Origin of the sequence: Geomonas propionica, assembly GCF_016458235.1 — a bacterium.
In the GTDB taxonomy this organism is placed as follows: domain Bacteria; phylum Desulfobacterota; class Desulfuromonadia; order Geobacterales; family Geobacteraceae; genus Geomonas; species Geomonas propionica.
The window spans coordinates 195,057-209,109 of the sequence record NZ_JAEMHK010000001.1 but is presented as its reverse complement, the minus strand read 5'-3'; the positions used below and the strand labels follow the sequence as shown (position 1 = coordinate 209,109).

Sequence of the window (14,053 nt, the reverse complement as noted above, 5' to 3'; positions counted from 1 at the left end):
CCCTCTCATGGGAGAGCCGGCAGCACGTTGACATGATCTTGGGGACGGGAGGGGCTTAGTGGCGCTGCGAGAAAGCGACGCGGGATACCGCGAGTTGTTCGAGGAAAACCCGGAGGCGATGTGGGTCTGTCACCGTGAGAGCGGGCAATTCCTGGCGGTCAACGAGGCCGCCCTCAGGCTGTACGGCTATCGTCGCCCCCAGTTCATGGAGCTGAACCTTTCCCACCTGGGACCGGCTCGTCCCCCCACAGGCGACGAGCAGAGGGTCGTCCCATGCCGGCAGCGCAGGCTGGACGGCACCGATATGGAGTTGCAGCTCACCTGGCACCCCGTCACTTTCCAGAACGAGCCGGCCCACTTGGTGCTGGCGCGGCTGCTCGATCCCACCCCGCAGGCTCAGGACCAGGCGCGGTTACAGCGCCAGGTGACCGAGCAATTGGCACAACTGGAGGCGGCGCACCGGGAGCTGGAGGCATTTAGCTACTCGGTCTCCCATGACCTGCGGGCGCCCCTGAGGCACATCGACGGGTTCAGCCACGCCCTCTTGGACGACTACGGGGAAATGATCGGCAGCCAGGGCCAGGAGTACCTGATCCGGATCTGCCAGGCGACCGGGAAGATGGCGCAGCTTATCGATGCGGTGCTGCAACTGGTGCGGGCGGGACGGTGCGAGCTGGAGCCTCGCGAGGTCGACCTGAGCGTCAAGGCCCAGATCATCGCGCTGGAGCTGAAGCACGAGGAACCGGGGCGGCCGGTGGAGTTCGAGATTGATGAGGGGATCAAGGCCGAGGCCGATCCCAAGCTGGCAAGGCAGCTCCTCGAGATACTGATCAGCAACGCCTGGAAGTTCAGCTCCAAGACCCCGGAGGCACGAATCCGTTTCGGGGCAAAGGACGAGGCGGGGGAGCGCATCTACTTCGTCAGCGACAACGGCGCTGGTTTCGACATGGCCTACGCGGAAAAGCTCTTCACGGTATTCCACAGGCTGCATCGCGCCGATGAGTTCGAGGGGAGTGGCGTCGGGCTGGCCATCGCCCAACGCATCGTGACCCGCCACGGCGGCAGGATCTGGGCGGAAAGCGCACCCGGGCAGGGAGCCACCTTCTACTTCACGCTGGGACGCAGGCAATTGACAATGGACAATTGACAACAAAAGTCCGAAAAAGTCGATAGAGCCGCTCCGAGCGGCCACGGTTGCAGTCTCAGCCGATTCAAGAAGCATTGTCCATTATCAATTATCAATTGGGTCTACTCATGTCGTCGAAAGAGCTCAAAGTTCTGCTGGTTGAGGATTCCCTGGAAGACAGCGTGCTTCTGGTCCGGGAACTGGTGCGCGGCGGCTACAAGCTCGAGCACCAGCGCGTGGAGACTGCGGAGGCGATGCGGCACGCACTGGAAGAGAGCAAGTGGGACGTCGTCATCTCCGACTACAGCATGCCCTCCTTCGACGCCCCGGGCGCACTGCAGGTGCTGCACGAAAGCGGCCAGGACCTCCCGTTCATCATCGTCTCCGGCAAGATCGGGGAGGACCTCGCCGTCGCCGCCATGAAATCGGGGGCCAGCGACTACCTGATGAAGGGTAACATGGCGCGCCTGGTGCCGGTAGTGGAACGCGAGCTGCGCGAGGCGGCGGAACGCCGGAGGCACCGGCAGACCCAGGACAAGGTTCGCCGCGGCAAGGCGGAGTGGGAATCGGTGTTCGACGCCGTTTCCGACCTCATCATCATCACCGATACCGAAGGGGTCATCTCCCGCTGCAACGGCCGGGTGACCTCCTACTTCCCGGGCGGTTACGAGGCGGTGCTCGGCAAGCGCATCGATGAAATCTTCTTCGGCGCGGAGCAGCCCGAGGGGAAGGTCTTCCGCTTCCTGCACATGCAGGGAGAAGCCGACGAGGACGTCCGGTTTCCCAACCTGAGCGGCTGGTACAACGTGACCAGCTATCCCATGCGCATCGAAGGGAACGACCGCGGTTTCGTGCATATCATCAAGGACATCACCAAGCGGCGCGAGGTCGAAGAGGAAAAGCGGACCAGCGACCGCGAGCTCCTCACCCTGTATGCCGTGGCCTTCCGCCTGCAGTACACCAAGGGGGTGGAGAAGGTGATGAGCGACCTCCTGTTCCAGTTGCACAACATGCTGCAGATGGACTTATCCTGCATCCACCTCTTCGAAGGGGAAAAACTGAAGCTGCGCGCCTCGCTGGGGTTGTCCCCGACCTTCGAGAAGGCGATGAAATCGCTGCCGGCCGACGCGGAGTGGACCCGGCTCGCCCAGAGCGGCCGCCCGTTTCTGGGCGAGGAGCCGGATGCGCGTTTCCCGGACAAGGCCAAGAAGGCGGCCGTCGCCATGGGGCTGCACTCCTGGTGCACGGTCCCCCTGAAGATCGGGCAGGAAGTGATGGGGGTGATGACGGTGGGAACCTTGTCGGGGCGCGGCTACAGCGACCGCGACGTGTTCCTGCTCTGCTCCATCGCCGGCCAGCTCGCCGTCCTCATCGACAACTACAGCCTCTACGACAAGATGAAGGAGAAGGCCGAGGAACTCTACAAGAGCAAGATGGAGCTCAAGGAAAACCTTCAGAAGGTGAAGCGGGCCAACATCGAGCTCGGCCGGCTCAACACCGCCAAGAACAACTTCATCGGCATCGCCTCCCACGAGCTGAAGACGCCGATCACCTCCATCATGGGAGGAGCCGAGTTCCTCCTGAAGTATTCCGGCATCCCGATGACGCCGGAGCAGCACAACATCCTGGCCTCGGTGTACGAGGGGACGGTGCAGCTTCGAAAGCTGGTCGAGGATCTCCTTTCCATTTCCAGGATCGAGGCGCAGGGGCCGCTGGCCCAGAAGAAGCCGGCCAACCTGATCCATGTCTGCCGCGAGGTGCACAACCTCTTCGTGCTGCCGCTCTCGGAGCGGAACATCACGGTGACTATCGGCGGGGACGAGGCCGACGTGCCGGTCGACGAGGGATTCGTCACGCTGGCCATCCGGAACCTTCTGGAAAACGCCATCAAGTTCACCCGCGACCAAGGGGAAGTGCGGCTCTCCGGACGGGTGCTGAAGCACGCGCAGTTAAAGGAGCTGACCCCAACCCTGCGCCTGTTCTATTCGGCGTTCCCGAACAACATCGCCAACGCACAGAGCTATTACCAGTTGCAGGTGAGCGACAACGGCATCGGGATTCCCGTCGACGAGCGGGTCAGGATCTTCGACAAGTTCTACGGGGTCGGCGACATCGCCCACCACTCCTCCGGCGACACCGCCTTCATGTCCAAGGGGGCGGGGCTCGGGCTCTCCATCGTGCGCGGCATCATGGACGCCCACGAGGGCGTGGTCTGGGTGGAAGAGGCCGCAGGCGGCGGCAGCACCTTCTCGCTGCTTTTCCCACTGCAAAATTAACAGGGATAAAAGGGATAAAAGGGATAAAAGGGATAACACCGGATAATCCCTCAACCAGTGTAAAGGGGACAGGCACCTGGCGGAGCCAGTCCCCCTAGGTTTTTATCCCTGTTATCCCTTTTGTCCCTGTCAGGGGTGGGTTATGAATTTCGCCATCACCTTGCATGACATCACCAAGAGCTACGACGGCTTTACGGCCGTGGACGCCTTTTCGCTGGAGGTGCAGCGCGGCACCGTGTTCGGCCTCCTGGGCCCCAACGGCGCCGGCAAGACCACCCTGATCAAGATCCTCACCACCCTGATGCGCCCTACCCTCGGTGACGCCTTCGTCGAGGGGCACAGCGTCCTCACGGCAGGCAAGGACGTGCGCCGGATGATCGGCGTGGTCCCCCAGGAAAACAACCTGGACCGCTACCTGACCGCGCGCGAGAACCTGGCACTGCACGCGAGGCTGCACGGCATGCGGCCGGCGGTCTACAACCCGCGCCTCGACGAGCTGCTGGAGATGACCGGGCTCGCCGGGCGGCAGCACGACTTCCCCGATACCTTCTCAGGAGGGATGCAGCGCCGTCTCGTGGTGGCGCGCGCCCTGGTGCATGAGCCGCGGGTGCTCTTTCTCGACGAGCCCACCACCGGTTTGGACCCCCAGTCCCGGCGCTCCCTCTGGGACCACATCCGCGGCCTGCGCCGGACTATGACCGTCTTTCTTACCACCCACTACATGGACGAGGCTGACGCCCTGTGCGACCGGATCATGATCATGGATCACGGCCATTGCCTCGCTGACGGCACCGCCACGCAGTTGAAGGACGCCTTCTCCCGGGCCCACACCTACCAGGTCGAGTTTCGCAACGACGCCGACCGCTACCAGGGGGTGCTGGCCGGGCTTCCCTTCGTCAAGGGAGTGGAGCGCGACGGGAGTCTCTTCCAGATCACCCTGGCCGACGAGGCGTCCATCAAGCCGCTCATGGACCACCTGGCCGGCTCCGACATCCGCCGCATCTGCCTGAAGGAGCCCAGCCTGGAGGACGTCTTCATTTCGCTGACCGGGGAAAAGGTCAGGGAGTAGAGCGTAGAACCGAGGTTTTCATGTTTAGAGGCGCTTTTTCCATATGGGGCAGGGACATGCTGGTGCTCAGGCGCAGCATCTTCTCGGAGCTCGTCTCCGTCATCGCCTACCCGCTCACCCTCTACCTTGCCTTCGGCTTCGGTCTCAAGGGGTACATAACCGCCGTCAACGGCGTCCCCTACCCTCTCTTCATCGCACCGGGCCTCATCTCGATGACCGCGGTCAACGCGGCCTTCGACGAGAGCTCCTGGAGCATGTGGTTCCACCGCAAGGTGCAGCGCACTATCGAGGAGTACCGGGTCACGCCGGTCACGGTCTACGACATCGTCATCGGCAAGATCTTCTCCGGCTTCTCGCAGGGCGCGGTCAAGGGGACCGTGGTCTTCCTGGTCATCCTCATCCTCACCCCCTTCCGCATCGACTACGCGAACCTGCCCATGTACCTTCTGTGCATCGCACTGTCATCGATGACATTTTCCTGTCTCGGCACCATCTGCGGCACTGTCATAGACAAGCCGGAAAACATCGGCCGGGTGCAATCGGTTGTCATAGTGCCGCTCATCTTCATGGCGGGGATCTTCTTCCCGCTTTCATCCTACCCCTCATCGATCCTGCCGCTGATACAGCTTCTTCCCACCACCGCAGTTTTCGAGGGAGCACGCGACGCGCTGCTCACAGGAACCATCCCGTCACAGTACCTGGTGAACTTGGTGCTGAGCGCCGCATTCTGTTTCACCGTGGCCGTATACACCTTCAATCGCAAAATGGCGGAATAAGCGATTCTTCTTGAGTTTGCCGCACCTTTCATAGTAAAGTTTGCAGTAAACTTTTTACCTCCTGGATGCCCCTTCCGGCGCCGTGTCGCGAAGCCGGCAAACCGAGCGTACCTTGTCGCAGAGCCAACCGTTTTTGGCGTGAATTCGTTCCCTGCCCGAGTCGATTAGCCCCCCGCCGCATCGCAACGCTTTCCAGGGTAACTATTGGAGAAACCATGGCCGAAGAGTTCGTACCCAAATGGATCGCCTGGGAGACCACCCAGCGCTGCAACCTCAAATGCGTGCACTGCCGCTGCTCGTCCGAGATGACTTCGTCGGAAGGTGACTTCACCACCGAGGAAGGCAAGAAGCTCCTTAAGGAAATCGCCGACTTCTCCAAGCCGGTCGTGGTTCTCTCCGGCGGTGAGCCGCTGATGAGGCAGGATATCTTCGAACTGGCCGAGTACGGTACTTCGCTGGGCCTGCGGATGTGCATGGCGACCAACGGCTCGCTGGTTACCGACGAAGTTTGCGAGAAGATGAAAAAGGCCGACATCAAGATGGTGTCGCTCTCCCTGGACGGCTCCACCGCCGAAGTCCACGATAATTTCCGCCAGTGCCCCGGGTCGTTTGAAGGGGTCATGCGTGCCGCCGAGCTGTTCAAGAAGCACGGCCAGAAGTTCCTGGTCAACTCCTCCTTCACCAAGAGGAACCAGACCGACATCGCCAGCACCTTCAAGGTCGCCAAGTCCATCGGCGCCACCGCCTGGTACATGTTCATGATCGTCCCGACCGGCCGCGGCGAGGACATCATGAGCGAGCTCATCTCCAAGGAAGACTACGAGGAGATCCTGGACTGGCACTACCACCAGGAGAAGAACGAGGACGATATCCTCATGCGTCCCACCTGCGCGCCGCACTACTACCGCATCGTGCCGCAGAAGGCGAAGGCGGAAGGCGAGAAGTTCGAGCGCCGCTCGCTCACCTTCTCCACCGGCGGCGGCAAGGGGTGCATCGCGGCCCAGACCATCTGCCTCATCGACTGCTTCGGCAACCTGAAGCCCTGCTCCTACTTCCACAGGACCGCCGGCAACGTCAAGGAAACCCCCTTCAAGGAGCTTTGGGAGAACTCGGAGATCTTCAAAGATCTGCGCGACTTCAAAGCTTACAAGGGCAAGTGCGGCGAATGCGAGTACCTGAACGTTTGCGGCGGCTGCCGTGCCCGCGCCGATGCGGTCTACGGCGACTACATGGAAGAGGAACCGTTCTGCAACTACGTCCCGATCAAGGTGCAGAGAAAAGAGCAGAAATAATTCGATGATTTGCTCCCCCCTTTGCAAAGGGGGGACTTTCAAAGCCGCCCCCGTCCCTTGACGGGAGGGGGCAATGCCATGAACTGAAGAGAGATATACATATTTCACCCAGGAGGATTACTATGAATACTCGCTTTTTAGACGCTTGTTGGGGTAAGCCGGTAGACCGAGTGCCGGTATGGCTGATGCGTCAGGCTGGCCGTTATCTCCCCGACTACATGCGCGTCCGTTCCAAATGCACCTTCCTGGAACTCTGCAAGACCCCGGAACTCGCCGCTGAAGTTACCATTCAGCCGGTGGACATCCTGGGCGTCGACGCAGCGATCCTCTTCTCCGACATCCTCACCCCGATCGAGCCGATGGGCATGGAGCTCGACTTCACCCCGGGCCCGGTATTCGCCAAGCCGATCCGCACCATGGCCGACGTCGAGGCGCTCAAGATCCCGAAAATGGAGACCGACGTCCCCTACGTGCTGGACGCCGTCAAACTGCTCAGGAAAGAACTCGCCGCCAAGGTGCCGCTGATCGGCTTCGGCGGGGCGCCCTTCACCCTCGCCTGCTACATGGTCGAAGGCAAGGGTTCCAAGGACTTCGCCGCACTCAAGAAGATGATGTACGCCGAGCCGGACGTCTACGCGGCCCTCATGGACAAGATCACCACCATGGACATGGAGTACCTGAACGCCCAGATCGCCGCCGGCGCGCAGGCCATCCAGATCTTCGACACCTGGGGCGGCATGCTCTCCCCGGCCGACTACGAGCGCTACGTCCTCCCCTACACCCAGCGCCTGATCAACGGCCTGAACCGCACCAACGTCCCGGTGATCCACTTCGTCAAGGGCGCAGGCACCATGCTCGAGATCGTGAAAGAGGCCGGCGGCGACGTCATGGGCCTCGACTGGCACGTGAACCTCGGCAAGGCCCGCGACATCCTGGGCGACATGGCGGTGCAGGGCAACCTCGACCCGACCGTGCTCTTCGCTCCCAAGGAGATCATCGAGCGCGAGGTGAAGCGCGTCCTCGACGAGAACGCCGGCAGGCCTGGCCTGATCTTCAACCTGGGCCACGGCATCCTCCCCACCGTACCACCGGAAAACGCGATCTTCATGGTCGACTGCGTGCACCGACTGACGCAGAAATAGTTCAGGACCACAGACAAGGGCGGCCGATGAGGCCGCCCTTTTTGTTGACCCCGTAAAGGATCCGGCGGCCGTGTCGCCGCGGCCGGCCCCCGGCGCCGTCCTGCCAGGAGCGCACCATGCTTAGGCTTTTCAAAATAGACAACGGGCTCATCAAGGAGATGGATTCCCAGAGGGAAGACCTTCCGAACCAGATCCTCAAGGCCGACTGGATCGACGCGCACGAGCCGGACGACGAGGAGAGGGATCTCCTTGAGCTGCTCTTGCACACCGACATCCCGGAGTCGGACGAGGTAGACGAGATCGAGATCTCGGCGCGCTGCTTCGTGGACGCAGCCGGCATCCACGTACACCCGCTGTTCCTCTCCCAGACCGAAGGGCGTCACATAACGCTGACCGTCGCCTGCATCCTGCAGAACAAGCACCTGATCACCATCCGCGAGGGGGACCTCGCCGACTTCCGGCTCTTGCGCATGCGCGCCCGCCGCGGGCACGTGGAATGCCGATCCCCGGCCGAACTGCTGGTGCTCCTTCTGGACCAGAAGGTGGAGAACCACGCGGACACCCTGGAGGACATCCACCGCCAGCTCGAAGGGGTGAGCCACATGGTGCTCGAGGACGACAAGTCCGAGCTGGAGGACGCCATAGGCAAGCTGGCCCGGCTGGAGGACAGCAACGGGAAGATCCGCCTCTGCCTGATGGATACCCAGAGGGACATCTCGTTCCTCTTGCGCCACCTGCGGGACCGCACCGACCAGACCGAGACCTTGAGGGAGATCGCCCGTGACGTCGAGACCCTGATGTCGCACACCACCTTCCTGTTCGACAAGATCAACTTCCTGATGGACTCCACCCAGGGCTTCATCAATATCGAGCAGAACCAGATCATTAAGATCTTCTCCATCGCCGCAGTGGTCTTTCTCCCCCCTACCCTCGTGGCGAGCATCTACGGCATGAACTTCGAGATGATGCCCGAACTGAAGATGGGACTCGGCTACCCCTGGGCCCTGTTGCTGATGGTCATTTCCGGATTCGCACCTTATTGGTACTTCAAACGCAAGGGATGGCTGTAACAGCAGCCAGCAGTGACTGGCATAGCCGTCCTGTATACGAATAAATGGATGATTTACACTCTATAAGAAAAGTGCTATAAGGCAGCTTGAATTAATCTAATTGAGGCGGTCTTATGGCAAAGAGAGCGGTCCTGGCAGCGGCGGCAGCACTGGTACTTTCCTTTTCCTTACCCGAAGCCTGGGCAACCAACGGGGACACCTTGATCGGCGTGGCGCCGGCTTCCCGTGCCATGGGAGGCGCCGGCGTCGCGGCGCCCCAGGATGCCATCAGCGCCATTTTCGCCAACCCCGCCGCCGTCTGCATGGGCCCCTACTGTCCAGGCAGCGAGTTCGTTTTCGCCTCGACCATCTACGATCCCTCCGTCAAGGCCACCGTCCGGGTCGGCCCCACCACCAGCACCGTTAAAAGCGATATGAGGCCCTTCGTCATCCCGGCCGTCGGCATGATCACCCCCATCAGCGACCGCTTCCGCTTCGGCCTCGGCATGTTCGGCATCACCGGCATGGGGGTCGATTACCGCAACAAGGGAGTCGACCTGGACCCGGCCCATCCCGGCAGCGAAGGTGACATCTACACCCAATTGCAGATCCTCAAGTTCGCCCCCAACCTCGCCTTCCTAGTGACCCCGAACTTCTCCATCGGCACCTCCATGCACCTGCTCTACGGTTCGCTCGACCTGGGCCAGGGGACCGCGCACAACTACGGCTTCGGAGAGCAGTTCGGGGCGCTCTACCGCATCGGCTCCTGGTCGCTCGGGGCGAGTTACACCACCCCGGAGAAGATCTCGCATCAAAACGTCACCGATTTCGGCAGCGGCCAGCAGAAGCGGGAGCTGGACATGGAGTCGCCGCGCACCGCCTCGGTCGGTATCGCCTGGCGTCCCACTGACACGCTTCTCATCGAAACGGATGTGAAGTGGCTCAACTGGCAGGATGCAGAAGGCTACAAGGATTTCGATTGGGAGAACCAGTGGGTCTACGCCCTGGGGATGCAGTACAAGGATCCCGACGGCCTCACTCTGCGCCTGGGGTACAACTACGGCAAGAGCCCGGTGCGCCTGCACAAGGGCTTCGATGCCGGGGGGACCACCAAGGTGCAGGGGAACACGCTGCCCACGCTTTCTTACGAGTACCTGCGCATGATCGGCTTCCCCGCCGTCGCCGAGCACCATTTCACCTTCGGTGTCGGTTACCAGTTTTCCAGCAGGTTTGAGGCCCACGTGGGCGGGATGTACGCCCTCGACAACAGCACCAGCGAAACTGACTCCAGCGGTACCTTTACGTTCGGGTCCAAGGTACGGGAAACCTCCTACGACCTCGGCCTGATCTGGCACTTCATGTAACCGCGAGCAAGGCGCCGCCCCAGCCGGGGCGGCGCTCTCCTGTCCCGCCACACCGCGAACCTGCAGCTGCACCCTCCCCCCAGCTAAAACCCTCAAGTGCCACCCCTTGGTGCCGATACGTCAACCAGATATTTCCATTGTTTGGGCACCCCTTTTCGCAGTCACGTGCGGCGGCGTTGCCTGTCCCGTATGGCAGGTTCAGCGCTAGAGCCGATGGTAAGAGAGACCGTTCATGCAGTCCTTATTACGCCCCCATTTCCTGATTCTGTTCATCTTGCTCTTCATGCAGGTGCGTCCGGCGGACGCGGCCCCCTCCCCTTTCCGGCAGCCAGCCGTGATAGCGGTCGGCGTCCAGCCGTTGGGATACCCGGCGGCCCTGACCGGGGCGGTGCTCGGGCACGACGCCATCCTGAGGAGGGAACTGGCGGAGTCCGGCTACGTCCTGAAATTCCTCCCCTTCCGCAAGGGTAACGAGATGGTCGACCTGATGGGGACCACGCTCAGCGCCGCCGTCGTCGGGGACATGCCGGTCATCCGGATGGCGGTGCGCACCGAAATCCGCGTGGTGGGGCTGGCCAAAAAGACCTTCACGTCGTTGGTGGGGCGCAACATCACGCTGCTGGAGCAGTTGAAAGGCAAACGGGTGGCGTATGCGGAGGGGTCGTCGGCGCATCACACGCTGCTGCAGGCCTTGGCGGGGGTGGGACTCACCGAGCGGGATGTCCGGCTGGTCCCGATGGACGTCGACGCCATGCCCGCCGCGCTCGAGGCCGGGAAGGTGGACGCCTTTTCCGCCTGGGAACCGGCCCCTAGCCTGGCGCTGGTGCAGAATACCGAGGCGCGGGTGCTGTTCAGGGGCGCGAGCAGCGACTTCTTCGTGGTATCGGGGAGTTTGGCTGATAAAGATCCCCAGGCAGCGCTGGCCCTCTGCGCCGCTTGGGCACGCGCCTTGAACTGGATGCGCAAGAGCAACGCCAACCTGCAGCAAGCGGCGCTCTGGGCGGAAAAGGACCGCGCCGCGCTCGCCCCACGCGGGAGAAAGCTGGCGCAAAGCCAGGTAATCGAGATCACGCGCCGCGAGATCCTCGATGTCCCCGCCGCGCCGGTCATCGTGAAGCTCCGGGGTAACCTCCCCTTGCAGGGTGAGTTCGATTTTCTGATGCGCCAGGGCAAGATACCGAAGGACGCGGCGTACCAGAGGGTGGAGCGCGCTTTCGCCTATGACGGCCTGCAGCAGGTATTCAAGTCCCCCCAGCGCCACCTGCTGGGGGATTTCGAGTATCGGCCGTGATCGCGCCGAGGAGGAGACAAGGCTGGCTGCAGGGTATCCGGGAGCGCATCATCGCCTATTTCGGCATCCTTGCCCTCGCGGGGGGAGGAGCGCTCCTGTTCGTCCTGGTGTACGGGACACCGTGGCTCGGCATCGAAGGGATCCACGGCCTGAAAGAGGCGGAGATCGTCCGGGCCCTGGAAAACGCGGCGGACCTGAAGAAGCAATCGATCCTGACCTGGCTCGCCTCGCGCCGCACGGAGCTGGCGGTGGTGGCCAGTTCCGGCGATTTCGTCGGCGCGGCGGCTGTCCTGCTAAAGCAGGAGGCGACACCGGGCGCCCGTGATGAAGAGCGGGTGCGCATCCTTTGCCAGCATCTGATCACACTCAAGCGGACCATTCCCGACGCCTATGATACCCTGGCCCTGGTCGCACCGAGCGGTAAGATCATCGCCTCAAGCGCTCCCGACGAGGTCGGGAGCGGCTACCGCTACCGGGACTTTCTCGACGCGGCCTTTACCATGGGGGCCACCGAGCAGATCGGTACAGCCTGGGCCGATGGACATCCGGTGATCCTGATTTCGCGGCAGGTTGCCACCCGGGACCGGACCGGACGGGAAACAGGAGAGGTGCCGGCGGTCCTGGTGAGCGTGACCAGGCCGCAGCAGAGCCTGGAGGCGTTGGCGCTGCTGCCGGGGCTGGCCGACGCGGAAGGGCACCAGATGATCCTGGTCGGGACGCAGGGGGAGCTCCTGGCCTCGGTGCCCGAGCGCAAGCAGGAACTGGCGGCCCGGGACCCGCTGCTGGCGAGGCTGTCGCGGCAGGCCATGACCAGGACCGAGTCGTCGCGCCTGGAGACCCTGGACGACGGGCGCCGGGTCCTCTCCGCATACCGTTACGTGCCCCTGGGTGTGGCACAGGGGTGGGGCATCGCCGTGGCGGTCGACCAGGACAAGGCGTTCGCGCCCCTGGTCTCCACCAAGGCCCGCGCCGCCCTGTTCGGGTTGGCCATGATCGCGATCGCGCTGGTCCTGGTGGGGTGGGGGGGCGGTAGGGTCGCCGCGCCGATCAGGGACCTGAGAGATAAGGTGCTGGCCCTGGAAGGGGGGGATTTCTCGGCGCGAGCCGCGGCCAAGGGGGGAGCGCCGCAGGAAATCGGGGAACTCGCGGCCGCCTTCAACGGCATGGCAGGACGGATCGAGAACTCGCACCAGGAACTGGAGGGGACGGTCGCCGAAAGGACCAGGGAGCTGCGCCTGGAGAAAGAGAAAGCGCGGCGCTACCTGGACCTGTCCGGCACCATGATGGTCCTCTTGGGGGACGACGGCCGCATCAAGATGATCAACCGGGCCGGCGCGCAGCTGCTGGGCCTGCCGGAGGGAGAGTCTCTCGGGTTGAACTGGTTCGATAACTTTCTTCCTGCCGGTCAGAGGAAGGAGGTCCGGGAGGTGTTCGAAGCCCTGATGCGCGGCGAACAGCAAATCCTGGAGTTCTATGACAACCTCATCCTGACCCGGGACCAGGGGGAGCGGCTCATCTCCTGGCACAACATCCTGGTGCGGGACGAAGACGGGAGCATCCAGGGAGTGTTGTGCTCCGGCGAGGACATCACCCGGAAGCGGCAGGCAGACCTGGAGCGTGGAGAACTGGAGCGACAGCTCCTGCACACCCAGAAACTGGAGAGCCTCGGGGTGCTGGCCGGGGGCATCGCCCACGATTTCAACAACCTCCTCATGGCCATAGGCGGCAACCTGGAACTGGTGCGTCACGTGCTGGAGCCGGAGAGCCCGGCAGTCAAGTACCTGGAGAACGCGCACCAAGCCACCAAGCGGGCAGGGGACCTGACCAGGCAGATGCTGGCATATTCCGGAAAAGGGGGGTACAGCGTCAAGCTGGTGGACCTGAACCGGCTGGTTGGGGAGAACGTGGACCTGATGAAGGCGTCGCTGCGCAAGGGCGCCACCTTCGCGGTCCAGTTGCAGTCGGGGCTCCCGCTCCTCGAGGCGGACCCGGGGCAGATGCAGCAGGTGGTCGTGAACCTGGTTACCAATGCCATCGAGGCGGCGGGGGAGGGGGGAGCGATCACGGTGGCGACCAGGCTGTCCGACTATGGCGTGGCGCAACTGGCGCAAAGTCGCCTGGAGCAAAAGCCGCAACCGGGGAGGTTTTTGTCCATCGAGGTCGCGGACGACGGTTGCGGCATGGACCAGACCGCGCGCGAGCGCATGTTCGACCCATTCTTCTCCACCAAGTTCACGGGGAGGGGGTTGGGGCTGTCGGCGGTACAGGGGATCGTCAGGGGGCATGGCGGCGCCATCTTCGTCGCGAGCGAGCCTGGAGCCGGAACCAGGGTGCAGGTGCTTTTCCCGCTCGCTGCATCGGGAAGCGACCGCATTGACGACGTGGCGCAGGCGGAGCCGGTCAGGCCTGTCGCGAGGGAAACGGTACTGGAACGTGCAGCGGCCAGGCAGGAGGATGCCAGGGAGGAGGGTGCCAGGGAGGAGGGTGCCAGGGAGGAGGGTGCCAGGGAGGAGGGTGCCAGGGAGGTCCCGCCGGCCGGCGTCGCAGCGTCCGCGGCGGCCGAAGGTCAAGAGCCTGGGGGGGCTGCCACGGGGATGGTTCTTATCGTGGATGACGAGGAGATGGTGCGCCTGGTATGTCGGGCCATGCTGCGGGGGCTGGGCTAGCA

10 protein-coding genes are annotated in these 14,053 nt (G+C 63.0%); all 10 read left to right on the top strand.

The annotated features are described in order from the left end of the window. Nucleotides 1-58 precede the first annotated feature (58 nt). Nucleotides 59-1,147 (top strand): PAS domain-containing sensor histidine kinase, encoded by a 1,089-nt coding sequence (locus JFN90_RS00965; protein WP_199393232.1) that lies wholly within the window; start codon nucleotides 59-61, stop codon nucleotides 1,145-1,147. 107 nt (nucleotides 1,148-1,254) lie between these two features. After that, nucleotides 1,255-3,402, top strand: coding sequence for a hybrid sensor histidine kinase/response regulator (locus tag JFN90_RS00960; protein WP_199393231.1), 2,148 nt, complete (start codon nucleotides 1,255-1,257; stop codon nucleotides 3,400-3,402). 142 nt (nucleotides 3,403-3,544) lie between these two features. Beyond that, a complete protein-coding gene (locus JFN90_RS00955; RefSeq protein WP_199393230.1) occupies nucleotides 3,545-4,471 on the top strand; it encodes an ABC transporter ATP-binding protein in 927 nt (308 codons plus the stop codon). Between the two features lie 20 nt (nucleotides 4,472-4,491). Then, nucleotides 4,492-5,247 (top strand): ABC transporter permease, encoded by a 756-nt coding sequence (locus tag JFN90_RS00950; RefSeq protein WP_199393229.1) that lies wholly within the window; start codon nucleotides 4,492-4,494, stop codon nucleotides 5,245-5,247. A 215-nt stretch (nucleotides 5,248-5,462) separates the two neighbouring features. Continuing rightward, nucleotides 5,463-6,539 (top strand): radical SAM/SPASM domain-containing protein, encoded by a 1,077-nt coding sequence (locus tag JFN90_RS00945; protein WP_199393228.1) that lies wholly within the window; start codon nucleotides 5,463-5,465, stop codon nucleotides 6,537-6,539. Nucleotides 6,540-6,661: 122 nt separating this feature from the next. Further along, nucleotides 6,662-7,681 (top strand): uroporphyrinogen decarboxylase, encoded by a 1,020-nt coding sequence (gene hemE, locus JFN90_RS00940; RefSeq protein WP_199393227.1) that lies wholly within the window; start codon nucleotides 6,662-6,664, stop codon nucleotides 7,679-7,681. Between the two features lie 116 nt (nucleotides 7,682-7,797). Continuing rightward, on the top strand, nucleotides 7,798-8,751 hold the full coding sequence (corA, locus tag JFN90_RS00935; protein WP_199393226.1) for a magnesium/cobalt transporter CorA: 954 nt from the start codon (nucleotides 7,798-7,800) through the stop codon (nucleotides 8,749-8,751). A 113-nt stretch (nucleotides 8,752-8,864) separates the two neighbouring features. Next, nucleotides 8,865-10,094, top strand: coding sequence for an OmpP1/FadL family transporter (locus JFN90_RS00930; RefSeq protein ID WP_199393225.1), 1,230 nt, complete (start codon nucleotides 8,865-8,867; stop codon nucleotides 10,092-10,094). A 232-nt stretch (nucleotides 10,095-10,326) separates the two neighbouring features. Continuing rightward, nucleotides 10,327-11,385, top strand: coding sequence for an ABC transporter substrate-binding protein (locus tag JFN90_RS00925; RefSeq protein WP_199393224.1), 1,059 nt, complete (start codon nucleotides 10,327-10,329; stop codon nucleotides 11,383-11,385). Then, complete coding sequence (locus JFN90_RS22480) at nucleotides 11,382-14,051, top strand: ATP-binding protein (protein ID WP_199393223.1); 2,670 nt, start codon at nucleotides 11,382-11,384, stop codon at nucleotides 14,049-14,051. Before JFN90_RS00925 ends, JFN90_RS22480 begins: the two co-directional genes overlap by 4 nt. Nucleotides 14,052-14,053: the final 2 nt, after the last annotated feature.